This window comes from Novosphingobium sp. SG751A (assembly GCF_013149295.1).
Lineage (GTDB): Bacteria > Pseudomonadota > Alphaproteobacteria > Sphingomonadales > Sphingomonadaceae > Novosphingobium.
This window is the reverse complement of sequence record NZ_JABGCB010000027.1, coordinates 1-23,959: the sequence shown is the minus strand read 5'-3', so window position 1 is coordinate 23,959 and position 23,959 is coordinate 1. Positions and strand designations below refer to the sequence as shown.

The 23,959-nt window shown below is 64.4% G+C and carries 18 protein-coding genes and 1 pseudogene; 4 read left to right on the top strand and 15 right to left on the bottom strand.

The genetic code is table 11. From position 1 onward, the window contains the following. Positions 1–124 precede the first annotated feature (124 nt). The 14 genes from FHW96_RS23585 to FHW96_RS23520 all read right to left on the bottom strand — a co-directional run bounded on the left by FHW96_RS23585 (position 125) and on the right by FHW96_RS23520 (position 18,978). Complete coding sequence (locus tag FHW96_RS23585; protein ID WP_172343021.1) at positions 125–1,435, bottom strand: family 1 glycosylhydrolase; 1,311 nt, start codon at positions 1,433–1,435, stop codon at positions 125–127. Beyond that, entirely contained in the window at positions 1,432–2,277 is an 846-nt protein-coding gene (locus FHW96_RS23580; RefSeq protein WP_172343020.1) for an alpha/beta hydrolase, read from the bottom strand. Before FHW96_RS23580 ends, FHW96_RS23585 begins: the two co-directional genes overlap by 4 nt. Positions 2,278–2,338: 61 nt before the next feature. Next, the gene (locus FHW96_RS23575) at positions 2,339–4,645 is read right to left on the bottom strand and encodes a TonB-dependent receptor (RefSeq protein ID WP_172343019.1); all 2,307 of its coding nucleotides are present in this window, start codon (positions 4,643–4,645) and stop codon (positions 2,339–2,341) included. A 59-nt stretch (positions 4,646–4,704) separates the two neighbouring features. Then, positions 4,705–5,532, bottom strand: coding sequence for a fumarylacetoacetate hydrolase family protein (locus tag FHW96_RS23570; RefSeq protein WP_172343018.1), 828 nt, complete (start codon positions 5,530–5,532; stop codon positions 4,705–4,707). A 6-nt stretch (positions 5,533–5,538) separates the two neighbouring features. Continuing rightward, entirely contained in the window at positions 5,539–6,459 is a 921-nt protein-coding gene (locus tag FHW96_RS23565; RefSeq protein WP_172343036.1) for a VOC family protein, read from the bottom strand. Positions 6,460–6,476: 17 nt separating this feature from the next. After that, positions 6,477–6,884 carry a heme-binding protein gene (locus FHW96_RS23560; RefSeq protein ID WP_172343017.1) on the bottom strand — a complete coding sequence of 136 codons (408 nt, stop codon included), beginning with the start codon at positions 6,882–6,884 and terminating at the stop codon, positions 6,477–6,479. Continuing rightward, entirely contained in the window at positions 6,881–8,362 is a 1,482-nt protein-coding gene (locus tag FHW96_RS23555) for a bifunctional 3-(3-hydroxy-phenyl)propionate/3-hydroxycinnamic acid hydroxylase (RefSeq protein ID WP_172343016.1), read from the bottom strand. Before FHW96_RS23555 ends, FHW96_RS23560 begins: the two co-directional genes overlap by 4 nt. A 6-nt stretch (positions 8,363–8,368) precedes the next feature. Beyond that, positions 8,369–9,598 carry an amidohydrolase family protein gene (locus FHW96_RS23550; RefSeq protein ID WP_172343015.1) on the bottom strand — a complete coding sequence of 410 codons (1,230 nt, stop codon included), beginning with the start codon at positions 9,596–9,598 and terminating at the stop codon, positions 8,369–8,371. Positions 9,599–9,693: 95 nt separating this feature from the next. After that, complete coding sequence (locus FHW96_RS23545; protein WP_172343014.1) at positions 9,694–10,590, bottom strand: LysR family transcriptional regulator; 897 nt, start codon at positions 10,588–10,590, stop codon at positions 9,694–9,696. Between the two features lie 21 nt (positions 10,591–10,611). Further along, positions 10,612–11,073, bottom strand: a complete 462-nt coding sequence (locus FHW96_RS23540; RefSeq protein ID WP_172343013.1) for a hypothetical protein — start codon at positions 11,071–11,073, stop codon at positions 10,612–10,614. Continuing rightward, entirely contained in the window at positions 11,070–14,465 is a 3,396-nt protein-coding gene (locus tag FHW96_RS23535) for a glycosyl hydrolase (protein ID WP_172343012.1), read from the bottom strand. The genes FHW96_RS23540 and FHW96_RS23535 overlap by 4 nt, the downstream gene beginning before the upstream one ends. A 135-nt stretch (positions 14,466–14,600) precedes the next feature. Next, the gene (gene rhaI / locus FHW96_RS23530; RefSeq protein ID WP_172343011.1) at positions 14,601–15,890 is read right to left on the bottom strand and encodes an L-rhamnose catabolism isomerase; all 1,290 of its coding nucleotides are present in this window, start codon (positions 15,888–15,890) and stop codon (positions 14,601–14,603) included. Next, positions 15,887–16,783, bottom strand: coding sequence for an alpha/beta hydrolase (locus FHW96_RS23525; protein ID WP_253951200.1), 897 nt, complete (start codon positions 16,781–16,783; stop codon positions 15,887–15,889). The genes rhaI and FHW96_RS23525 overlap by 4 nt, the downstream gene beginning before the upstream one ends. Before the next feature lie 101 nt (positions 16,784–16,884). Further along, positions 16,885–18,978 (bottom strand): bifunctional rhamnulose-1-phosphate aldolase/short-chain dehydrogenase, encoded by a 2,094-nt coding sequence (locus FHW96_RS23520; protein WP_371815796.1) that lies wholly within the window; start codon positions 18,976–18,978, stop codon positions 16,885–16,887. 247 nt (positions 18,979–19,225) lie between these two features. Between FHW96_RS23520 and FHW96_RS23515 the strand changes: the two genes are divergently transcribed. The 4 genes from FHW96_RS23515 to FHW96_RS23500 all read left to right on the top strand — a co-directional run bounded on the left by FHW96_RS23515 (position 19,226) and on the right by FHW96_RS23500 (position 23,723). Beyond that, positions 19,226–20,629 carry an FGGY-family carbohydrate kinase gene (locus FHW96_RS23515; protein WP_172343009.1) on the top strand — a complete coding sequence of 468 codons (1,404 nt, stop codon included), beginning with the start codon at positions 19,226–19,228 and terminating at the stop codon, positions 20,627–20,629. Beyond that, positions 20,626–21,765, top strand: a complete 1,140-nt coding sequence (gene lldD, locus FHW96_RS23510) for an FMN-dependent L-lactate dehydrogenase LldD (RefSeq protein ID WP_172343008.1) — start codon at positions 20,626–20,628, stop codon at positions 21,763–21,765. The genes FHW96_RS23515 and lldD overlap by 4 nt, the downstream gene beginning before the upstream one ends. Before the next feature lie 21 nt (positions 21,766–21,786). Then, a complete protein-coding gene (gene rhaT / locus FHW96_RS23505) occupies positions 21,787–22,845 on the top strand; it encodes an L-rhamnose/proton symporter RhaT (RefSeq protein ID WP_172343007.1) in 1,059 nt (352 codons plus the stop codon). Positions 22,846–22,943: 98 nt separating this feature from the next. Next, on the top strand, positions 22,944–23,723 hold the full coding sequence (locus FHW96_RS23500) for a DeoR/GlpR family DNA-binding transcription regulator (protein WP_172343006.1): 780 nt from the start codon (positions 22,944–22,946) through the stop codon (positions 23,721–23,723). Here FHW96_RS23500 and FHW96_RS23495 read toward each other — a convergent pair. Beyond that, positions 23,720–23,959 (bottom strand): annotated as a pseudogene (locus FHW96_RS23495) (fumarylacetoacetate hydrolase family protein); the annotation flags it as partial. The gene FHW96_RS23500 and the pseudogene FHW96_RS23495 overlap by 4 nt on opposite strands.

Genomic DNA, 23,959 nt, shown 5'->3' with positions numbered 1-23,959 from the left:
TTTAGTAGAATTCTAATTCCAAATAAACCCGTGGGCAATTGATGCAGAAAAGGCGCCTCCCATAAAAAAGACGCGGGGGCCCCCCGACCCCCGCGCCTCCCGTCTGCAACCATCCCCCGATGGGTTACAGCGAGTTTGCCTTTGCAATTGCGCCCAGCACGCCCGCGCTCGGCTTGGCCTTGCGCGCAAAAGTGACGGGATCGACCGAGGCGAGGCCAAAGGCGCCATGGCCAACCCCCGCGCCCCATTCGTAATTGTCCATCAGCGTCCAGTGGATATAGCCCAGGACCGGCACGCCATCGGCCATCACCTGACGCAGCGGCGGCAGGGCCTCCCGGATCAGGCGGGCGCGCAGGGCGTCGTCCTCGGTGCCCACGCCATGTTCGGTGATGATCACCGGCTTGCCGGTCGCCTCATGCGCATAACGCACCGCCCCCGCCAGCGAGGGCGGATAGACCTCCGCGCCCCGGAAATTGCGCAAGGCGCCTTCGGGCGCGGGCAGGCGGCCCTTGGGGCCCCACAGGATGCGTTCGTAATTCTGGATCGCCACGAAATCATCCTCGCGCGCCACTTCCAGCCAGTCGCCGTAGAGCTTCTGGCGCATGGCGTCGCGCATCGAATCCCTGGTCGCGGCCTGATCGTCGGCCATGGCAAAGCTGAAGCCGACCGGCAGATCGGGGCGGATCGCCTTGATCGCGGCGCGGGCCAGACGGTGGCCCCGGATCATCCCGGCGGTGACGGCGGGCACATCCTCGGGCGGGACGGTGTTGGCCACCATGAAGCGCGGGACATTGGCGGCGCGCGCGGCAGCGGCCAGATTGGCCCGCAGCCCGTCAAGGAATTGCGGCGGCATCACCAAAGGCAGCAGGCGGGCCAGATTGGGCTCGTTGAGCGTCAGCGCCACCGCGATCCCGGCGCCCATATGACGCATCGCCCGGTCGCAGAATTTGGCAAAGAGTTCGGGCGCCTGCGCATGAGTCCACCCGCCTTGCGCGGCGAACCAGCGCGGGGTGGTGTAATGGTTGAACGTCACCACCGGAGCCAGACCGCGCGCGCGGCAACCGTCAATGATCGCCTTGTAATGGTTGAGCATCGCCTGCGAGAACATGCCCGGCTCCGGCTCGATCCGCGCCCATTCCAGGCTGAAGCGATAGGCGTTCAGGCCAATGGATTGCGCCAGATCGAGATCCTCGCGCCACATTTCGAAACTGTTGACCGCATCGCCCGAAGGTGCGCCGGTGATCGTGGGCGTGACATTTTCCAGCAACCACTGGTCCGAATTGGTGTTGTTGCCCTCGACCTGATGCCCGGCGGTGGCAGCGCCCCACAGGAAGCCTTTGGGAAAGGCCGGATCAAGCGGCTTGGGCTCGGCGGCAAAGGCCGGGCTGGCGGCCAGAACGGCGGCGCCCGCCAGCAGAGAACGGCGATCAATCACAGAATATCCTCCAGAAATGCAGCGATTTCTTCCTCAAGACGCGTGTCGCTGGTGCCAAGGTGCATCGCCATCGTGTAATGATTGTGGCCCGGCAACAGGACCGCGCGCGGCATCGTGCCATGGCCGGCCAGGCGAGCCTGCATCAGGCCAAGGAATTCGGCCTGAAACCGCGCCGGATCATGCTGGGCGCAGGCCACCAGCAGCGGCAATTGGGTTTCCACCACCGCATCCCACGGCGCCATCGCGGCATAATCGCCCGTGCCGTAATAGCGCGTGTCCTTGGGATCGAGCGGGGTGCAGCCATAGAGGCCCGAAAGCAGCACCGCCCCGCGCACCAGATCGCCATGATCGGGGCGCAGACGCAGAAAGCCGCTGACATGGACCGCGCCCGCCGAGGTGCCCATGACCACGATCCGTTCGGGATCGCCGCCATGTTCGGCCACAGCCCCACGCAGATAATCAACGGCGGCGGCCACATCCTCGCTGCCCGCAGGCCAGAGATGGTCGGGGGCGAGGCGATAGTTCATCACCGCGCCGATCCAGCCGCGCCGCGCCGCCATGCGCCCAACGGCGGCATTGGGCCAACTTGTATCGCCCTTGTCGCCCAGCACGAAGCCGCCGCCATGGACGAACAGCAGAACCGGCTTCAAAACGTCTTCCGCCGCGCCGTAAAGATCCAGCCGGTGCCTTTCATGAGGCCCATAGGCCAGATCGCGCGCGGCCGCCGGCACGGCATCGGCCAGCGCTTGCTGCTCGGCCCCGAACAATTGGCGGCAGGCCTCCAGCACATCGGGGCCCAGGCCCTGACCCATGGCGGCAATGGATTGGCGGATGGTGTTCATGGCAATACCTCATGCAAAATGGGCGGCAAGGCGTGATGCCCCGCCGCCCATGCGCGTTCTATCAGAACTTGGCCGTTGCGCTGACGCCGATGGTGCGGCGTCCTTCGCGGGTCAGCCAGTTCACCTCGCCGCCCGCATCCGCAAAGGGCAGGCCGATGACCGAGGCGTGGAAGCGCTGATCGAGCAGGTTGCGCACGAACAGGCCCACGCGCCATCCGCCATCGGGCGCGCCGATGCCGGTGTTCAGACCGATGGTGTAATAGCCCGGCTGATAGGACAGAGCGTTGCCCACGTCATACTGCACCTTGCTGCGATAATAGACGTTGCTGGACCAGTCGAAGGCCAGACGTTCGTTGATCGGCAGCTTGATGTCCGCGCCAAAGGTGAAGGACACCTTGGGAGCGCCCGAGAGCGGTTCACCGGCGGCCTGCAACAGCGCAGTGCCGTTCTGAGTATAGCAGGTGAGGCCCGCCTTGAGCACAGCAGGGCAGGCGGTGACATAATCGGTGAACTTTGTGTCCGAATAGGTCAGGCCGCCATTCAGGCTGAATTCGGGGCTGACGCGCCAGCGGGCGTCAAACTCGAAACCCTTGGCTTCAAAGCCACCGGCGCTTTCGGTCAGGAATTCCACCCCGTTGAACACGCTGGTCTGCAGGTTGTTGTACTTGTCAAAGAACGCGCTGGCGTTGAAGGTGACGGCGCGGTTGAACAATTGCGATTTGAAACCGATGGTGATGTCGCGCACCGTCTGGGGCTTGACGCTGGAGGCCGTGCCCGACAGGCCCGAGAAGGCCACCGTCGGCCCGAGATAACCACGCGCGATGGTGCCAAAGAACATCAGGTCGCGGTCGACCTTATATTCAGCGCCCGCCTTGCCCGACCAGCCGCCCTTGGCGTTGGCGCCGGTTTTCAGCGCAACCGGGGTATAGGGGGTGACGAATATGCCATTGACAACTGTTCCGGGCGCATAGGCCGGATCGATGATCGATTGGAACGAGGCGTTCACCCAGTCATACTGATAGCGGAAACCGCCCAGCAGCGAGACATGCTCGGTCACATGATACTTGCCGTCGATAAAGGCCGCCAGCGAGTCCGAACGGGTCTGGGTGTTGGCCTGGCCCGCCGAGATGTTGACGATAAACGCGCTGAACGGGTTGGCGGGCAGCAATTGGGCGCGGTTGTAATCGCCCGGATTGCCGGTCTTGCGTCGCGAACCATAGACGCCGGTGGTATATTCCAGCTTGCTGCCCGACGCGCTGGTCAGGCGGATTTCCTGGCTCAGGAACGACTGGTGCTGTGCGGTGGGCTGGGCCTGAAACACGGTGACGCTGGAGCCGTCGATGCCGAATTGCGCGGCGCCCTGAATGAAGCCGCGATAGGCGGTGATCGAAGTCAGGTTCATCGCGCCCAACTTCTTGTTGATCTCGACGCTGGCGCCGTAATTGCGCTCGCTCGTCCAGCCGTCGGTGTTTTCCGCACTTTGCGTGTTGTTGAAGCCCGGCGTGATGCCAAGCGACGTCAGATTGCCGAAGCGGGCCGCCATCAGCGGGTTGGCAAAGCTGGGCAGGGAGCTGATCGTCCAGAGCTGGCCGGGGCTGCGCGTGCTGGTGCGGCTGTAATCGCCGATCACATAGACGCTGAAATCGTCCGAGGGCTGATAGAAGAACTTGGCGCGGCCACCATAGCTGGCTTCATCGCCCCAATACTTTTTCAGCGTGGCGTTATAGAGAAAGCCGTCATTCTTGCGATAGAAGCCGTAGAGGCCCACGGCAGAGTTTTCGCTGGTGGGCAGGTTCAACTGGGCATTGGTGTTGATTTCGTTGAGCGAGCCGTAGGAGGCGAAAACCTTGCCCGAAACGCGGTCGAACTTGGGCTTGGCGGTGGTGATGTTGACCACGCCCGAGGAGGCGTTCTTGCCGAACTGGGTGCCCTGCGGACCCTTCAGCACTTCGACGCGCTCCAGATCGCCCAGGCTGTTGACCGGGTTGCCGAAGGGGATGATGACATTGTCGACCACCGTGCCGACATTCTGTTCCGAGGCCGAGGAGAACCCGCCCGCCGTGCCCACGCCGCGCAGGCGATAGCCGCTGTCGTTGGGCGAGGAGCCGAATTGCAGGCCCGAGACCTGATACTGAAGGTCGGACAGCTTCTGGAAGCCGCCCGAGGTCATCTGCTGGGCGCTGATGGCCGAAACGGCCAGCGGCACGTCCTGAAGGCGTTCGGCGCGGCGCTGGGCTGTCACGACGATTTCGCCGGGGGCGAGAGATTGGGCTGCGGGGGCGGCGGCCTCTTCGGCCATGGCGGGGCTGGCCGCGATCGTGCCGATCAAGGCGGCGCCGGCCAGCAGGTGATGGATCTTGCTCATCATAGTCTCCCTAATGTGGCCCGGCGGGATTCTTGTCCCGCCGGTGCCGGAATGTGTGTGTTTCAGATTTCGTCGATGACCGGGTTGGTCAGCGTGCCGATGACGCCGACCGAGATTTCGACCACATCGCCCGCCTTCATATAGAGCGCGGGCTGGCGCTTATCGCCCACCCCGCCCGGCGTGCCGGTGGCGATGACATCGCCGGGGTTCAGGTCGGTAAAGGTCGAGCAATAGGCGATGATCGTGGGAATATCCCAGATCATGTCGCTGATCGGCTGATCCTGCACCAGTTCACCGTTGAGGCGGGTCTGGACGCGCTGGGCGCCAAGGTCGGTGATCTCGTCCGGCGTGACCATCGCGGGGCCAAAGCCGCCGGTGCCGGGCCAGGTCTTGCCGGGGGTGAACTGGATATTGTGGCGCTGCCAATCGCGGATCGAGCCATCGTTGAAAGGCGCATAGCCCGCGATGTGATCCCATGCGTTTTCGGGCGCGATGCGGCGGCCCTTCTTGCCGATGACGATAGCCAGTTCGCCTTCATAATCGAAACGCACGCTTTCGGGCGGGCGGACCATGGGCTCGCCCTGCGCAATCAGGCTGTCGGCATAGCGAGTGAAGATCGCGGGATGCTCTTTCTGCTCCCGGCCCGTTTCGGCCACATGGCTGGCATAATTCAGGCCAACGCAGAGGATCTTTTCCGGGTCAGGAATGACGGGCAGCAGCTTGACGGCGTCCAGCGCGAAAGCCTCGCCATCGGCAAGCGAGGCGAGGGCGTCGGCGGCAATCGCTGCCTTCAGGCCGGCATAGGTGCCGCCCAGATCGAACACGGTTTCGCCCTCAAGGCGGCCAAAGCTGGCCTTGCCGTCGGGGCGGGTGAAAGACACATAACGCATGGGGGTTTACGCTCCAGTAAGTTCGTTGATGGGGGCAGGCTGCCATTCCCGGCGGAAACGGAACGCTTCCTCGGCCACGCGCAGACCGGCAAAATCCTTGTCCGACACGCCCCACTGGTCGATCCGCTTTTCGGGCCAGGTCCAGTCGTCGGGCTCGCCCGCCTGATAATCCTCGCCCACCTTTTCGACGGCGGTGGAATATTCGATCACCGGGCCAAAGGGCGCGATGTAATAGGCATAGACATTGTCGCCCGGCCCATGACGGCCCGGACCCCATGCCGGGGCAAAGCCATGATCGCGCATGCTGCCGATGCCGCGCATGACGGCATCAAGGTCTTCCATTTCAAACGCCACATGGTTGAGGCTGGAGAACCCAGCGCGGGCAAAGGCGGTCGAATGATGCGCCTCGTTGCAGCGGACAAAGACCATGCCCTTGGTACGGTCGGACACGCGAAAACCGAGGACTTCCTCGACGATATCGCCGCTGGCCTCGGCATCCGCCGCGTTGAACACGACATGGGTGAGCTTGACCGGCATCACGCGGCGGGTGGCCTTCGCGTGCCCTTCGATGGGCGCGACTTCGGCGGCGTCCACCAGAAAGCGCAGCAATTCGCCCTCGGCCAGTTCGACCACGATGCCATGGCCGCCGCCCGGATCGCTCGACACGCAGGGCGCGGCGTTGAGGCCGCGCTTGGTGGCCGCCAAAGCCACCTGCGCCAGACGCTCGGGCGAGCAGACGAAGGTGGTCGAGCGCACGAAATTATCCGCGCTCTCGGCAATCGCCATCAGATAGGGATAGGTGCCCGACCCGCGCAGATAGAACGTATCACCGATACGCCCGCCATCCGCGCAGCCCCAGATGTCGATCATCCAGCTATGCGCGTCCGCCGCCTTGGGCAGGGCCAGTTCGATGCTGCGAAGTTTCATCATCGTCCTTGATCCTTTCAAAAACCGGCGGCCGTGATGCCTGCGCTGGCGCATTCAGCATCCATCTCGCCCGTGTCGCCCGACACGCCCACCGCGCCGACCACTACGCCGTCAACGCGCACCAGCACGCCGCCCGGCGAAAACACCAGATCGCCGCCCACCGTGGTGACGACGCCGCCAAAGAAGGTCGGGTTCCCCTTGGCGCGTTCGGCCAGCACGCTGGTGTCCGCGCCCATGCCCAGCGCGCCATAAGCCTTGGCGCGGGCAATATCGGCGCGGAAAAAGGTGGCCCCATCCTCGCGCGCCATGGCAACCGGGTGGCCGCCCGCGTCCAGCACGACCATCGCCAGAGGCTTGGCCGATTGGGCGCGCGCATGGGCAAACCCGGCGCTGAGGATGGTTTGGGCCTGAGCCAGCGTGATCATGCAGCAGTCTCCAGCGAGAGGCCCATTTGCGCCGCATAGGCTTTGCGCAATTCTTCGGCGCTACCCGTACCAAATACGTAGTGGTCGGGGCGGATCATCACCGCTTCTGCGCCCCGCGCCGCCAGCCATGCCGACACCGCGCCGCCATCGGGCAGAGCCGCCGCATCAGCCAGAGTGAACAGGCGCCAGCCACCGCCAGTCAGATCATCGAGCTTGCGCCCGTCCGTCAGTACCGGCTGGATGAAGCGTTCGCCTGCCCCCGCGCTGCCGCGATGGATGATGCCGGTCGAAATCGCCGGGATCAGGTCATGGGCGGTTTCGCGGCTGCCCTTCTGCGCTTCGGCTCGGGCAATCATTTCGGCATCGCGCGCGGCGGCCTTTACGGGATCAAGTTCGCAGATATAGCGGCCCACATTCACCGCCGCGCCGATCACGCCGCGCACATGGGGATCGCGCTCGGGCTGATAGGTGCAGAGAATTTCGGGCGAGGCGTGATCCTTGATGATCGCCGCCATTTTCCACGCCAGATTGGCCACATCGCGGCAACCATGGCACATGCCCTGACCAAAGAAGGGCGGGGTCTGATGCGCGGCATCACCGGCAAGGAAAACATTCCCTTCCTGCCAGCTTTCCGCGACGAGGCCGTGGAAGCGATAGGTGGCCGAGCGCACGATCTTGTGCGGCACATGGCCGATATAGGGGGCCAGCAGTTCGGCCACCTTTGCGGGCGCCATCATCGCGGCATCGTCTTCATCGGGCAACAGCATCAATTCCCAGCGGCGATGGTTGCCGCGCCCCGGAACGATGGTGGCGGGACGCTTGGGATCGCACATCATCACCGAAAGGCGTTGCAGATCGGCCTGTTCCGGCACGCCCGCAATGTCGGGGAAACGCACAGGACCATCGACTTCGGCATCGACCACCAGCCATGGTTCCTCGAAGTCCAGATCGTCGAGCTTGATGCCCAGCGCTTTGCGCACCGGGCTGCGCGAACCGTCGCAGGCGATCGCCCAGCGGGCGGCAACCTGATGCTCGGCGCCGTCCTGAAGGTAGGTGATGCGCACCGGGCCGTCGGATTGATCGAGCGAGGAGAATTCCGCGCCGATCCGGAAATCCACATTCGCCAATTCGGCAAAACCGGCGCGCAGATGCTCTTCCAGCTCGGGCTGATAGAAGAACCAGTCATTCGACCAGCCGAACGGACGGGCCATGCCCACCGTGCCCATATAACGGATCGCCTGAGCCGAGGCGCCGACATGGAGATGCCCATCGGTATCCACCATATCGGGCAGCACGCGTTCGAGCACGCCCGCCGATTGGAACAGGCGCATCATCTCGTGGTCGAGATGCACCGCGCGCGGCAGGGGATAGTGGGTGAGTTCCTTTTCCAGAACCACCACATTGAGCCCCTCGCGGCCGAGCAGGTTCGCAGCCAGCGCGCCCACAGGGCCGCAGCCAATAATCGCAACATCGAACATGGTTTTTTACGCCGTTACTGTTTCCAGAGGGGCCTTGTGAAAGGCGCCGCCCTTCATGATTGCCTTGAAATTGTCCTTGCCCTGAAGGATCGCGACGTTCTGCGTCGGGTCGCCGTCCACCAGCAGCAGGTCGGCCAGATAGCCTTCCTCGATCCGGCCCACGTCGATCCCCATCAGCTCACCGCCCAGCGAGGTGGCGGCAGCCAGCGCCTCGACCGGCGAATAGCCGAAATAATCGACGAAATGCTGGAGGTCGCGCGCGTTGCGGCCATTGGGGTTGAAGGGGAACCCATAGTCCCCGCCGATCAGCGTGCGCACGCCCATGGCCTTGAGGGCAGGCACCAGCTTGCTTTCCAGCTCCATGCGCTCGGCGGCGCTGTGCTTCATGTGGCTCATGTCGATATGGGGCGGGGGGCTTGCCTCCAGCGCGGCCACCGAGACGCCGCAGCCGGGGCCGTAAAAGACCTCATCCTTATGCGCGGCCAGCTTTTCAGCGGTGCGCTCGCCAATATAGCTGGCGTGATAGATGATCCGGGCGCCCGCGCGCAGGGCCAGATCGACCGCCTCGTCCGTATAGGCATGAGTGGCGATCCAGAGGCCATATTCCTTCGCGGCCTCGCGCGCGGCGTCCATTTCGTCCGTCGTATAGAGCAGGTCGGAATGGCTGCCGGGCTTCAGGGCGTCCTCGCCCGAAATCACCAGCTTGACTGAGCCGATGCCCTGATCGGCGCAATATTTCATGAAGGCGCGCATGGCCTCGGGCCCGCGGCCGTTGAATACGTCGCCCGTATCCACGCCCTCGGCGCCCTCGGGGCTGCGTTCCAGCGTGGAGGGGATCAGGCGGGGGCCGGGCGTCTCACCGGCGTTGATCGCGGCGGCAAGGCGAACCTCGATCCCATCGCCCAGCGCGCCTGCGGAATAGGCGCTGGTAAAGCCATGGTCGAGCAGCACGCGCGCATTGCGCGTGGCGGCCACTTCCAGTTCTTCAGGCGGCAGGATGAAGGCGTGATAGATCTTTTCAACCGAGGAGGCCCAGGTGAGATGCGCGTGGGCCTCGATCATGCCGGGCATCAGCGTGCCGCCATGGCCGTCGATGATCGTGGCCTCGGGCGCGTCAATGGTTTCAGGCGCATAGGCGACCTTGGCGATCCGCTCACCATCGACCAGAACCTGTCCTTCGCGCGATGCGTTGGGGCTGCCGTCGAAAATGCGGATGTTGGTAAAGAGCGTGGTCACGCCCGACTCTCCCTTGCGACTGTTTGGTGCTTGGGGTCTCTTTTGCCAAAGCAGTTACATCAGGTAAAATATGCAATTTTGGCATTGCCATAGTTTCAGGCTATGGTTTCGCCCTCAAGTTCCCGGATCAGCGCGCCCGCCAGAGGCGACATGCCGCGCTGCTTCAACCATCGCACGCCAACGCTGCGTTCAAACGCCGCCTCGGCAATGGGCAAGGCGCGCAGCACGCCCATCGAGAGCTCGCTGGCCGCAACCCGCATCGGCAGGATCGTTACGCGGCGGCAATCGCGCACCAGCGCCTTGGTGGTCAGCAGGGAATCGCAGCGGATCGCATCGCGCGGCACCGGCACCCCGGCGGCGGCAAACAGCGCATCGACCTGCCGCCGGAACGCGCCCTGCGCCTCGGGCAGAACCCAGCGCAGGCGGTCGGCCTGTTTCAGCGAGAAGGGACTGGGCCAATCGCCCGCCTCGGGCCCCACGATCAGCGCAAAGGGATCGCGCGCCAGCGTGCGTTCGGCAATATCCTCGTCCGGCTCCTCCATCGCGGTGGTGACAAAGGCCACCTCGATATCACCCTCGCGCAGCATCGTGGTCAATTCGCGATCGGCGCGCTCCAGCACGCTCAGTGTGATTTGCGAAAGGCTGTCCTCGAAACGCGCCATGGCCAGAGGCAGCAGGCTGACCAAGGCGCCCGGCGTACCGCCGATGCGCAAGGGACCGGACAGGCCTTCGCTGGCAGCTTTCACCTCGGCCTGAGCGTCGCGCAGCAGATGTTCGAGCATTTGCGCGCGCGCCTGCAACGCATGGCCCGCCGCCGTCAGCACGATCCCCGCGCGGGTGCGTTCAAACAGCACCGCGCCAAGCCGCGCTTCGAGCAAGGCAATGGCGCTGGACACCGAGGGTTGGGAAATGTTGAGCGCGCGCGCCGCGCCCGTGATCGAGCCCGCGCGGCATACTTCGTGAAAGGTGCGAAGGGCGCGCGGGTCGATCATAGAGGCAATCCTAGCGCAGGATCAGCCCCGCGCCAATGCCGCGCGCAAACCGGCGGGTGTGACAATGGCGGCAAGGGCGACCGCCCAGACCAGCTTGGCCGCCAGCGCGCCGCCCCAAGGCAATTGTCCCAGCCCCAGCGCAAAGAGCAAGCCGCCCGAGATCGCCACCCCGGCCGCCGCGCCGCACACCGCCATCAGCAGCGAGCGGACCAGCAAGCCCGCAGGCAGAGGCGATGCCGCCGATACCGCCGCCACCCGCCCGCTGCGCAGCGCCTTGCCCGCCAGCGCGCCGGGCACCAGCGAAGCCATCAGCCCGATCATGAAACCCTGCGGCACAAAATCGAACACATAGGCGCCAAGGCCCCAGACCGGCACCGGCGCCCCGCTCCGGCCAAAGGCCACGAGGAAGAAGCCCAGCGTGAGCATGGCGTTGATCGCCACGCTCACGCCGGTTTCACGGCGGATATAGGCCGCTGGGTTCACTTAACCTGACCTTCGATCACCACAGGCCCGATCAGGCCCGAGGCGCGCAGCGGCGCGTCGGCGCGATAGGTCGGCATGGTGGTAAAGGTCACAGGCTTTGCTCCCGGCTGCTTGTCACCGATCAGACGGTTGATCCACAGATTGGCCACGCGGACCTCGATGTGGTTCTTGCCAGCCTTCACCGCGCCCGACAAGTCCACCCGATAGGGCGCATGCCAGACCATGCCCACATCCTTGCCATTGACGCTGACCTGCGCAACTTCACGCAGATCGCCCAGGTTGAGCCAGAGCGGTTGCCCCGGCTTCCACCCCTTGGGCGCGGTGAAATCCTTGGCATAGGTGGCCACGCCCGAGAAATGGGCAATCCCGGCATCGGCGTTTTCATTCAGAGGCTTGAGCGTAGGCAGCATCGCGCCGGCAGGCGCACCGCGACCCGGCTGGAACGCGACATTCCATGCGCCATCCAGCGTGAGCAGCGGTGCAGGCACCAGCTTCTTGATCATCAGACCATCGGCAGGCGCGGGCTTGCGGAACACAACATGCACCGACTCCTCGCCCGCCAGCGACATGGCGATCACCGTCTCGCCATTGACGATGCGATAGCTGACAGGCTCGAAGCTGCCCGTTTCGGCGTGCCACAATTCGGGCGCCTTGCCCGTCACGCGGAAATGGGCCTCGAACGTCTCGGCGCGTTCCTTGCGGTTCACAAGGAAATAGCTGTCGCCACCTTCCCACTTGCGGTGCAGGAAGGGCACCTCGGCATCCGCCGCCCCGCCCGCCATGCGGAAATCGGAGCCCACGCCCGCCTTGGCCAGCGCGGCCTCGACATCGGCCGAGGCAATCACGCGGCCCTTGCCCACTGATGCGCCCACCGTTGCCTCGCCCGATCCGGGCCAGAGCTTCATCACCAGCGCCTTGTAATCGGCGGTATCCTTGTCGCTCAGGCTGGGCGTGCCCTCGGGCGCCAGACCGATGATCGTCGCCCCCCCTTCGGCCAGAGCGGCGATCCGGTGCAGCGCGGCCAGCGTCATACGGCGCGACGATCCGCCAAGATAGAGCGCCCGGTAACGCGCGCCGCCCTTGGAGACGATCTCGCCCCCATCATTGGCCAACGCGCCCACCAGAGCGTCGAAATTGACAAAGTCATAGGCATGGGTGCTGGGCGCATCACCCACACGCTTGTCGCCATACAGGCCCGTCAGCGGCGCTTCCTCGCCATAGAAATAGCCGACATCGGCCACGTTGCGCCCGTTTTGCAGCATCAATGAATTGCGCGACAGATAATCGACCCATGTTTTCGCCAGCGGCGCCCATGCCTCGTGCCGGTTGAAGAACTGGCCAAAGATCATCAGCGAGAGGCCCGGCACCTTGTCATCGACCGGCTGGTGGACGCTGGTGTGGACCACCGGACGGTTGACGCCCGTCACAAATTCGGTGTCGATCACATGCTTCAAGGTGCGTGGGGAATCGGCCCAATAATTGAGCGCCGAGGTCATGCTCTCGGCCGCCACCAGATTTTGGCCATAGATATGCGCGACGCTGGCCGCGCCCTTCATGTCGGCCAGATAGGAGGGGTTCGGCCCATCCTTTTGCGTAAAGGTCCAGAGCGCGGCCATCGGGATATCGGCATGCGTGCGCATCGACATATCATCGCCAAGGCTGGGGCGATGATCCTCCAGCGCTTCGCCGTAAACCTTCAGGCCCGCGCCATGGGCCTTGGCCGCCACGGTGCCGTAATGCTCGGAGGCCATCAGATCGCCCAGCGTGCGCCGCCAGTCATAGAGGAACTTGTCGCTCTCCTCGCGGCTGCCGACCAGGCTGCCTGTCAGCCCAGGCAGCCATGGCGTGGCGTCATAGCCGCGCAAAGCCTTGAACTGGGCCAGCATCTTGGGCGTCCAGTTGGCCGCGCCCACCTCAATGGAATCGGTCAGGATCGCGCGCACGCCATGCGCGCCCATCATGTCGGCCCCGGCGGCATCGCGATACATGCCAAGGTAATGGTCCATATAGCGGCCCACCGCGTCACCATCGAACTTGTCCACCTCAAGGCCCGTGGCCTCGGGCGGGGCGGGGTGGTTGGTAGTGCCCAGCAGGGAGGAGCCGAGGCGGATGATCCGCCATTGCTGACCCTTGGGCAGGGCGGGGGCCTTCCATTCCAGCGAGCCGTCGGCCTGCATCAGGCTGGTCAGATTGACCACCTGCGCCGCCGGAGCGCCGCTTGCGCCATCGGCCGGATTGGTCAGCGCATAATAATCATGCGCCAGCGCAAAGCCCGACTTGGTTTCCGCCAGATTGACCTTGGCCTCGCCCGACAGGCTGAACTGGCCCAGTTCCCACGGCTTGTCCTCGCCGCCCAGCGAGGCAAAGAGGCCGGGGATTTCCACGCCCTCGGCGGGCGCGCCCATATTGGACGAGGAAGAGGTCAGCGGATTGAGCACAAGGCGGAAGAATTTGGCCGTGACGGGGTTAAAGCTGATCGTGGTGGGCACGTCATTGACGGTGAAATGGGTCACCTCGCGCCAGGTCTGGCCATCATCGCTCGCCTCCAGCACGGGGTCGACCGTGGGGCCGCGGAACATGACCTTGGCGCCGGGCACAAAGACCGTGGCGCTGCGCATCGTCTGGGGCGCCTCATAGGCATAGACGACCGAGCCGGGCGCGTCAGCCTTGCCGCGCGGCACGGCAACCCCGGCGTTGGGGTTGCTGTCATAGAGGGCGGCGGCATCGACCGGCTTGCCCTCGACGCTGGCCTTGGGCGCGGGGGCGGCGGCGATGGCCACCGGCATGGCCACCACGGCCACATCGCTGTAATAGGCAGGCGCGGCCTCGGGCTTGTGGCCGCTGGCGATGTCGTCAAAGCCCAGCCCCTTGGCCATGCCCTGATAGGGGCCGGTCACCGAAGGCGGGCTGGCGATCTTGCCCTTGAACAGCTTGCCCGGCGCGGCGGCGGTCTCGCTCCACACCAGCTTCTTCAGCCCATCCTCAGGCTTGACCCAGGGCCCGCCCGTCTCGCTCCAGCCCGGAGATGCGGCGATGGCCAGTTCCAGCCCGTTGCGCTCGGCCTCTTGCGCGGCAAAGCGGAAGGCGTCCTTCCACTCAGGCGTCATATAGACGAGGCGCTTGTCCACCACCTGCGGCGTGTTGAGATTGACGTCGAAATTCTGGAGGCCGCCGATGCCCACCGCCTTCATCCACGCGATGTCCTTGGCGATGCCGTCCTTGGTGATGTTGCCGTTCATCCAGTGCCACCACACGCGCGGGCGCGCTTCGGAGGGCGGATCGCGGAACTGGATTTCAAGGTCGGCGTTTTGCGCATGTGCGGGCAGGGCAATCGGCGCGCAGGCGGCAATCAGCGCCAAGCGCAGTGCGCGGACAGAAGGCTTGGTGGCCATGATTTTACATCTCCCCCGAGGAGTGGTTTGATAATGAGGCAAGGTTTTGGAGTATAAGGCAAAACGCCCGCGGCCATCTCTCTATGGGAGACAGTCCGCGGGCGTTGCCATCAGATTATTGCAGAAAGGTGAGCATCACACGATGCCTGCACCAAGGCCGACGGGTTTGCGCTCCTGCGCCTTGCGTGCGCGGTATCCGCTGGCGCGATAGGCGGCCAGAACGTCAATCGCGCCGCCCGCTTCCACGCGGGCCATGGCCAGGATCGGGGCCACATCGACATTATAGGCGCGGCGCAGGGCCTGAAACGCCATCATCGTGTCATTGGCTTCCTGCGCGCCATGCAGCGCGGCGCGGTCCACCAGCGAAGCCTTGGCAAAGCAGGCGGCAATCGCTTCGGCGGACGAGAGCATGGATTCAATCGGATCGGTCACATTATGCGACTGGTCGATCATATAGGACGGGTTGAAACCATCGCGCGGATTGGCTTCGGCCTCGGCCAGTTCGTTGAAGACGAGGAAAAGCTGGTGCGGGTTGATCGAGCCGCTGTCCAGATCATCGTCGCCATACTTGCTGTCGTTGAAGTGGAAACCGCCCAGCTTGCCAAAGCGGTGGAGGCGGGCGACGATCTGCTCGATGTTGACGTTGGGCGCATGGTGGCCAAGGTCAACGAGGCACTTGCAGCGCTCGCCGATCGTCTGGGCGGCAAGGATCGAGCTGCCCCAGTCCGAAATCACGGTCGAGTAGAAGGCCGGCTCAAACATCTTGTGTTCAAGCAGCATCCGCCAGTCACCAGGCAGGGCTGCATAGATCTGCGATGCGGAATCCAGATAGCGGTCGAGGCTGCGGGCAAAATCCTGTTGGCCCGGAAAGTTGGTGCCGTCGCCGACCCAGACGGTCAGGTCGGTGCTGCCCAACTGCTGACCGATTTCGATGCATTCGATGTTGTGGTCCACCGCCTGCTGGCGCGCGCCTGCATCCTGGGACGAGAGCGAGCCATTGGCATAGGTGTGTGCCTGACCCACCTGATCCTGAAACGTGTTGCTGTTCACCGCGTCCCAGCCAAGACCCAGCTCCGAGGCTTCCTCGCGCAGGGCCTTGAAATCGGAAACCTTGTCCCACGGGAAATGCGGCGACACGCGCGGCGTCACGGTGGAAAGCTGGTTGATGACCGAGCAGTCCTCCAGCTTTTCATGGATGTTGGTGGGCTCGCCCGCAATCGGGAACTTGGCAAAGCGCGTGCCGCCGCGCCCCGCGCCCCACGAAGGAACGGCCACCGAGAAACCGGCAACGCGCTTTTTGATCGCGTCAATGTCGATGCCGGTGCGGGCCAGCTTGCGGCCCAGCGCGTCATAATCCTCGCGCAGGGCCTCAAGCCCCGCGGCATTATGTTCCGCGATCAGATCGGCGGAAATGGGAAGAGTCATTGGCTGTCCTTTCGCGCAAAATGGCTCGGCTTCAAGAAGCCGTTCATATCGAGCCATGCGGTGAATTGATCGAGAACCAGAGTGGTCGTAGTGCCGGGCATGCCAAGGCCAAAGCCGTGATTGCCCTTTTGATAGGCGTGGATTTCAACGGGGCGTTTCGCCGCCATCCATGCGGCGGCGATGGGAAACCCTTTGGAAGGGAACAGCGCATCGTCGAGCGCAATCGCATTGAACATGGGCGGCGCATCGGCGGGCACGGTTTCGGCGTCCTGCGGGCCATAGATATAGCCGAGGAAATCGGGCCGGGCGGCGGCGGGCGCATCAATCGCCACGCGCCGCGCGGTCATCGCCCCTGCGGAAAAGCCGATCATGCCGATGCGCTTGGGATCGACGCCATATTGCGCGGCGTGTTGGCGGACATAGGCAATCGCCGCCGCGCCATCCTTGGGCGCCTCGCTCTTGCCCAGCAATTCGCCGCTCATCGGATGGCCGATTTCCTGGGCCAGTTTTGCGCCCATGAAGGTGGCGGCTTCCTTCTCGTCCTTGGGGGTGGGCGTCAGGCGGTATTTCAGCACAAAGGCGGTGATGCCCTTGGCCGCCAGCGCGCGCGCTACTTTCCACCCTTCATGGTCCATGGCCAGCAGCATGAAGGCCCCGCCCGGCGCCACCACCACCGCCGCGCCATTGCCCTTGCCCTTGGCGGGCAGAACCGGGGTCAACGTGGGGAATGTGACATTGCGGACGGTGTAATCAACGCCGCCCGCCTTGCTCCATATTTCGGAGGACAGCGCGCCGGGATTGTCGCGCCCGTAAAGCGCGATGGCATGGGCATCCACCGGCGCGGGCGCGGGGATCATCGCGGGCATTTGCGCCATGGCGGGCATCGCCGCCATCAGGCCCAGAAACGTCAAAACAGATGCGCACTTTTGTGTCTTTTGCATCTTCTCTCTCCCCCGAAAGGGGGCCGGTTGGCCCGACCCCCATCCATATCGCATCAGCGCGTGAAGGCCTGCACGTTGCCCGCGTCCACGTTGATCATGTTGCCGGTCGACTTTGCCGAGGCTTCGCTCCCAAGGAAATAGGCAGCTTCGGCAATATCTTCGGGCAGCACGTCGCGCTTGAGCATCGAGCGGTTGCGGTAATGCGCTTCCAGTTCCTCGCCCGCGTCGATCTTGTTCGAGGCGGCGCGTTCCTTGCGCCAGTCGCCGTCCCAGATCTTGCTGCCCTTGATGACGGCATCGGGGTTGACGATGTTGACGCGGATGCCATCGGGCGCGCCTTCCAGCGCCAGACAGCGGCCCAGATGGTTGGCCGCAGCCTTGGCCGAGGCATAGGCCGAAGCACCGGCCGCAGCTGCCACGGCATTCTTCGAACCGATGAACACCATCGAGGCGCCGCCCTGATCCTTCATCCGCTTGAGCAGGCCCCAGGCGTGCTTGGCGGTGAGGAAATAGCCCTGCGCCAGCACGTCAAAGTTGCGATCCCACAGTTCCACCGTGGTCTGCTCGATCGGCGCCGAGGAGGCGATGCCCGCATTGGCGACCACCACGTCCAGCCCGCCAAATTCGCGCGCGGCGGTGTCGAAACCGGCCTTGACCTGCGCTTCGTCGGTCACATCGCAGGTGACGGCGCGGACAACGTCCTTGCCATACTGCTTGGCGAAACCGGCGCGGACTTCTTCGACGGCGGCGGCGTCACGGTCGGCCAGCACCACGCAGGCGCCTTCCTTGAGGAAGCGCGCAGCCGTTGCCGCACCGATGCCGCCGGCCCCGCCGGTGACAAAGGCCACGCGGCCCACCTGCGGCTTGGGGGCGGGCATGCGCTGAAGCTTGGCTTCTTCGAGCAGCCAGTATTCGATGTCGAAGGCTTCCTGCTCATCCAGAGCAATATAGTCGCCAATCGCCTCGGCGCCGCGCATCACGTTGATGGCATTGCCGTAGAATTCCCCGGCCAGACGCGCGGTGGTCTTGTCGGTGGCAAAGGTGATGCGGCCAACGCCGGGCACCAGCACCACCACCGGGTTGGGGTCGCGCATGGCGGGGCTGTTGGCGCGCTTGCAGCGCTCGTAATAGGCGGCGTAAAATTCGCGGTAGTCGGCGATCTTTTCGGCCAGATAGGCATCATCCTGCAGGCGGGCGGGATCAAGCGTCAGCGGCGCGATCTTGGTGCGCAGGAAGTGGTCGGGGCAGGAGGTGCCCAGCGCGGCCAGCTCTTCAAACTTGGCCGAACCGACGAATTCGAGCGCTTCAGCATCGTCCGAGTAATGGCCCAGCTTGCGGCGCGCGCCCGTCATAAAGCCGCGCAGGCGGGGCATCAGGTCGGCGGCAATCGCGGCGCGGTCGGGGTTGGGGGCTACCACCTGGCCACCAAAGGCAGGTTTGCCTTCCATCTTGGCGTTCAGATACTTGGCGGCGTCCGCAATCAGGCTGACGGTATGCTCATAGCATTCCTTGGCGCTGTCGGCCCAGCAGATGATGCCGTGGCTGGCCATCATCACGCCCTGCACGCCGGGGTTGGCGCGCTGATAATCGCGCAGCATCGTGCCCAGCGTATAGCCGGGACGCTTCCACGGCAGCCAGCCGATCTTGCCGCCCCAGATTTCCTTGGTTGCTGCTTCACCGCCGCTGCTGGCCGCCAGAGCGATGATCGCGTCGGGGTGAACATGGTCGACATGGGCAAAAGGCAGCAGCGAATGCAGCGGCGTGTCGATGCTGGCCGCGCGCCCGTTCAGGTTGAACGTGCAATGGGGCAGATAACCGACCATCTTGTCGTCATCTTCCGGGCCATTGTAATGCGCTTCCAGACCCAGCAGCTTTTCCTGATAGAGCGTCGAAAAGCCGTCGAGCTTCATCGAGCCGATGTCGCCGCCCGAGCCCTTGACCCACAGCACTTCGACATTTTCACCGGTGAGAGGATCGGTGCCGACCAATTTGGCCGAAGTGTTGCCGCCGCCGAAATTGGTGACGGTCAGATCGCTGCCCAGCAGGTTGGAGCGATAGAGCAGCAGTTCTTCAGGAGAGAGGGTGGCGGCGTGGGCATCGTCCCAGCGGCTGGTGGGGACGGCAAAAGGAATCGCGGAGTTGGTCACGGAAATTTGCTCCCATGGGGTCTGTTTGATCGGCCTCCTAACGAATCTGCTTCCCTTTGGCAATCAGATTCGATATTCAACAATCATAAACGATCAACCAAACGATCAATTTCGCACATGCAGCATGATTTCGCGCTTGCGGCGCGAACCGGAATAAGGCGCTATCGGGCGCGACAGGGAGAGCGTTCTGACACAGGTTTCTGAGCATAAGGGCGGTTGGGCTATCGTGATTGACATCGGCAAGACGATGTCGAAGATCACCCTGTGGTCGCGTGAGGGGCAATTGCTGGACCGGCAGGTGCGCCCCAATGCGAAATGCGAGGAAGGCGGCATTGCGCGGCTGGACGCGCAGGGTATTGCCGATTGGGCCACCGGCGTTCTGACGGGCCACGCGGACAGCGGCGTGGAATATATCGTGCCGGTCGGGCACGGCGCGGGCTTCGCTGCGCTCATCCCCAATGAGGGCGCGGGCTTTGCCGCGATTGTTGATGGCGCGCTGGCCTTTGCCCCCATCGATTACGAAGCCGCGCCGCCGCCCTCCACGATGGACGCCTATCGCGCCGCCCGCTCGCCTTTTGCGCAAACCGGATCGCCCGCCCTGCCGCAGGGGCTGAATTTTGGCGCCCATGTCTGGTGGGCGGACCGGCTTTATCCTGATGCGATGGCGCGCGCCACGCTGGTTCCTTGGGCGCAATATTGGGCATGGTGGCTCTCGGGCGTGGCGACCAGCGAGGTGACATCGCTGGGCTGTCATTCCGACCTGTGGAATCCGGATGCGGGCGACTGGTCCGAACTGGCCAAGGGACAGGGCTGGGACCGGCGTTTCGCCCCGGTGGTCAAGGCAGGTGATGTGCTGGGGCCGATCAGCCCGGCGCTGGCCGCGGCCACAGGGTTGCCGGAAACGGTGCGCATCTTGGCGGGCCTGCATGATTCCAATGCTGCGCTGATGGCGGCGCGTGGTTTCACGGAAATCGCCCGCAATGAGGCCACCGTGCTGTCCACCGGCACATGGTTCATCGCCATGCGCCTGCCCGCCACGCCGATTGCCACCGCCGATCTGCCCGAGGCGCGCGATTGCCTCGTCAATGTCGATGCCTATGGGCGGCCCGTCCCTTCGGCGCGTTTCATGGGCGGGCGTGAGATCGAGGCGCTGATCGAGATCGACACGCGCCGGGTGGACATCAAGCCCGATCAGCCTTTGCTGCTGGCCGCTGTGCCTGCGGTGCTGGCGGCAGGCGCGATGCATATGCCCACGCTGGCCCCCGGTTGCGGGCCTTATCCTGATGCGCATGGCGGCTGGGTCAATCAGCCCGAGGACTGGTACGAACGCCGCGCCGGGGCCTGCCTCTATGCCGCGCTGGTGGCCGATCAGGCGCTCGATCTGATTGGTTCGGACGAACGCCTGCTGGTCGAGGGCCGCTTTGCCGAGGCCGAGGTTTTCGTCCGCGCGCTGGCCGCGCTGCGCCCCAAGACACAGGTTTTTGTTGGCAGCGCGCATAATGATGTCAGTTTCGGCGCGATCCGGCTGATCGATCCCGCGCTGGCGCCTGAGGGCGAATTGCGCAGGATCGAGCCGCTGGACGCCGATCTCGACACCTATCGCAACCGCTGGCTGGCCCGGCTGGAGATGCCCAAGGAAAGCAACGCATGATTATCGCTTCTGTCGCTGATTTCCGCGAAGCCGCCCGCCGCCGCCTGCCGCGCTTCCTGTTCGAATATATGGACGGGGGCAGCTATGGCGAGGTGACGCTGCGCAAGAACGCCGAGGATCTGGCCCATCTGGCGCTGCGCCAGCGGGTTTTGCGCGATGTGTCGAAGATCGACATGTCGACCACGCTGTTCGGGGTGAAGCAGGCTTTGCCGGTGGCGCTGGCGCCGGTGGGCCTTGCGGGCCTGAATGCGCGACGCGGCGAATGTCAGGCTGTGCGCGCCGCCAACAAGGCGGACATTCCCTTCACGCTTTCCACCGTCTCGGCCTGCGCCTTGCCGGAGGTGGCGGCGGCATCGGCAAAACCTTTCTGGTTCCAGCTCTACATGATCCGCGACCGCGCCTTCATGAAAGACCTGCTGGCCCAAGCCGTCGAGGCGCAATGCAGCGCGCTGGTCTTCACCGTGGACATGCCCGTGCCGGGCAGCCGCTACCGCGATTACCACACCGGATTGGCGGGCAGCGGCGGCATGAAGGGCGCGGCATGGCGCGTGGCGCAGGCCATGGTGCGGCCCGAATGGGCGTGGGACGTGGGCGTGATGGGCCGCCCGCATCATCTGGGCAATGTCGCCCCGGTGCTGAAAGGCAACACGGGAATCGAAGATTTCTTTGCCTGGATGCGCAACAATTTCGACCCCGGCATCAACTGGCGCGATCTCGATTTCATCCGCAGCGAGTGGAAAGGGCCCCTGATTATCAAGGGCATCCTTGACCCCGAAGACGCCAAGGAAGCGGCCAAGATGGGCGCCGATGGCATCGTCGTGTCCAACCATGGCGGGCGACAGCTTGACGGCGTGCTGTCCAGCGCCCGCGCCTTGCCGCCGATTGCCGACGCGGTGGGCGATGATCTGACCGTGCTGGCCGATGGCGGGGTGCGTTCGGGGCTGGACGTGGTGCGGATGCTGGCGTTGGGCGCCAAGGGCGTGCTGCTGGGCCGGGCGTGGTCCTATGCGCTGGCGGCAAAGGGCGAGGCGGGCGTGTCGAAAATGCTCGACATCATCACCGCCGAAATGCGCGTCGCCATGGCGCTCACGGGCTGCACCGACATTTCACAAATCAACCGCGACATTCTCGCGTAAACGACAATAGGGGAGAGGCTCATGGTGCCCAATCCGGCGCTGGGCGTGGTGTTTCACTGGATCGGAGGGTTTTCCTCGGCCAGTTTCTATGTGCCCTATCGGCGCATCCGTTCGTGGAACTGGGAAGTGTTCTGGCTGGCGGGCGGGCTGTTCAGCTGGCTGATCGCGCCATGGCTGTTTGCCTCGCTGCGCACTAATGATCTGTTGGGCGTGCTCTCCGCCGCCCCGCGTGAGACGCTGGCCTGGTGCTGGTTCTGGGGCGTGATGTGGGGCTTTGGCGGGCTGACCTTTGGCCTGACCATGCGCTATCTGGGCCTGTCGCTGGGCATGGCGGTGGCGCTGGGGCTGACCACGGTGATCGGCACGCTGGGGCCGCCGATCTTTCACGGCACGTTTGGAGAAATCGCATCCAAGACCAGCGGGCAACTGACCCTGCTGGGCATTGTCATCACGCTGGTGGGCATTGTCGTGGTGGCGCGCGGCGGCGCGGCCAAATCGCGCGAAGTGGCCAGTGGCGAGGCGGTGGCCGAATTCGATCTGAAAAAGGGTCTGGCGATTGCGACCTTCTCGGGCGTGATGTCGGGCTGTTTCGCTTGGGGGCTGGACGCGGGACAGCCGATCCGCGACCTGACGCTGGCGGCGGGGACCGATCCGCTCTCGCAAGGCCTGCCGGTGCTTTGCGTCGTGCTGCTGGGCGGGCTGACCACCAATGCGCTGTGGTGTGCTTATCTGATCGTGAAGAACCGGAGCCTTGGGCAATTCTTCGGCGCGTCCAATGATGTGGCCCAGCCGCGCGCGCCTTTGCTGCGTAACTGGCTGCTGGCCGCGCTGGGCGGCACGTTGTGGTATGGCCAGTTCTTCTTCTACACCATGGGTGAAAGCCAGATGGGCAAATATGGCTTTTCCAGCTGGACACTGCATATGGCCAGCATCATCCTGTTTTCCACGCTCTGGGGCTTTGCGCTCAAGGAATGGCTGGGCACGTCCAAACGCACGCGTTCGCTGGTCTGGGGCGGCATCGGCCTGCTGATCGGGGCGACGGTGGTGATCGGCGGCGGTAATATGTTGGCCGCCGGATGATAGTATGATGGCTTTTGCGCGAATTTGACGGCATAGACTGTTGCTTCGCGCAAAAGCGACGGGCTGAAACCGCGACCGGGGATGGGGCGACACAATTCATGCATGCAACCGAACGCGAAAGGCTGATCCTCGAAGCGCTGGCCCCATCCGGCTTCGTGTCCTATCGCGATCTGGAAAGCCGCCTCGACGCCTCGCCGGCCACGATCCGCCGCGATCTGACGCGGATGGAGGCGGAAGGGTTGTTGCAGCGCGTCCATGGCGGGGCGAAGCTTAGCGAGGCCGAAGAGGGCGAGCCTTCGGGCGCGGCTTTGCTGGGCACGCCCTTTGATCAGTCGATCACGATCAATCTTGCCTCCAAACAGGCGATCGGCAGGGCGGCGGCGGCCCTGTGCGAACCGGGCGAGGGCATCATGATCGACGGTGGCAGCACCACGGTCCAGATGTGCCCGCATCTTGACGGGCTGGACCTTCAGGTGCTTACCAATTCGCTCCATATCGTCAATGGCTTGCTGCCGCAAAAGGGCACGCGCATTCTCGTCCCTTCGGGCAGCGTGTTTCGCGAGCAGAACATCATCCTTGCGCCTGCCGGTGAGGATTCGATGCCGCGCTTCCATGCGCCCAAATTGTTCATGGGGGCCGCCGCCGTAGGCCAGCAGGGTGTGATGCAGCATGACATCATTCTGGTCGCTGCTGAGCGCCGCCTGGTGGATCGGGCCGAACAGGTGATCTTGCTGGTCGATTCCAGCAAGTTTGCCTCATCCTCGGGCGTGATTGTCTGCGGGCTGGATGAGGTGGACGTGCTGATTACCGATGCGGGCATCACCCCCGCGCAGGCCGATATGGTGCGCGGCGCGGGGGTGCGGCTGATTATCGCTTAGGCCGAAATGACCTTCTGATCGATGGCGCCGAAGGGTTTTGCGCCGGTGGTGGTGACGGCCTCCATGCGGATGGTGTCGCCGAAATGCATGAAGCTGGTGGTTGGCTTGCCGTCGGCGATCATTTCGATGGCGCGGCGTTCCGAAATGCAGGCCGAGCCGCGCGTGGCATATTCGGCGTTCGACACCGTGCCCGAACCGATGATCGTGCCCGCTACAAGGTCGCGGCTGCGCGCGGC

Coding starts and splice junctions, on each gene's coding strand:
- FHW96_RS23580 (WP_172343020.1), bottom strand. CDS start 2,277: ATGAACACCATCCGCCAATCCATTGCCGCCATGGGTCAGGGCCTGGGC.
- FHW96_RS23575 (WP_172343019.1), bottom strand. CDS start 4,645: ATGATGAGCAAGATCCATCACCTGCTGGCCGGCGCCGCCTTGATCGGC.
- FHW96_RS23570 (WP_172343018.1), bottom strand. CDS start 5,532: ATGCGTTATGTGTCTTTCACCCGCCCCGACGGCAAGGCCAGCTTTGGC.
- FHW96_RS23565 (WP_172343036.1), bottom strand. CDS start 6,459: ATGAAACTTCGCAGCATCGAACTGGCCCTGCCCAAGGCGGCGGACGCG.
- FHW96_RS23560 (WP_172343017.1), bottom strand. CDS start 6,884: ATGATCACGCTGGCTCAGGCCCAAACCATCCTCAGCGCCGGGTTTGCC.
- FHW96_RS23555 (WP_172343016.1), bottom strand. CDS start 8,362: ATGTTCGATGTTGCGATTATTGGCTGCGGCCCTGTGGGCGCGCTGGCT.
- FHW96_RS23545 (WP_172343014.1), bottom strand. CDS start 10,590: ATGATCGACCCGCGCGCCCTTCGCACCTTTCACGAAGTATGCCGCGCG.
- FHW96_RS23535 (WP_172343012.1), bottom strand. CDS start 14,465: ATGGCCACCAAGCCTTCTGTCCGCGCACTGCGCTTGGCGCTGATTGCC.
- rhaI (WP_172343011.1), bottom strand. CDS start 15,890: ATGACTCTTCCCATTTCCGCCGATCTGATCGCGGAACATAATGCCGCG.
- FHW96_RS23525 (WP_253951200.1), bottom strand. CDS start 16,783: ATGGCGGCGATGCCCGCCATGGCGCAAATGCCCGCGATGATCCCCGCG.
- FHW96_RS23515 (WP_172343009.1), top strand. CDS start 19,226: ATGTCGAAGATCACCCTGTGGTCGCGTGAGGGGCAATTGCTGGACCGG.
- lldD (WP_172343008.1), top strand. CDS start 20,626: ATGATTATCGCTTCTGTCGCTGATTTCCGCGAAGCCGCCCGCCGCCGC.
- rhaT (WP_172343007.1), top strand. CDS start 21,787: ATGGTGCCCAATCCGGCGCTGGGCGTGGTGTTTCACTGGATCGGAGGG.
- FHW96_RS23500 (WP_172343006.1), top strand. CDS start 22,944: ATGCATGCAACCGAACGCGAAAGGCTGATCCTCGAAGCGCTGGCCCCA.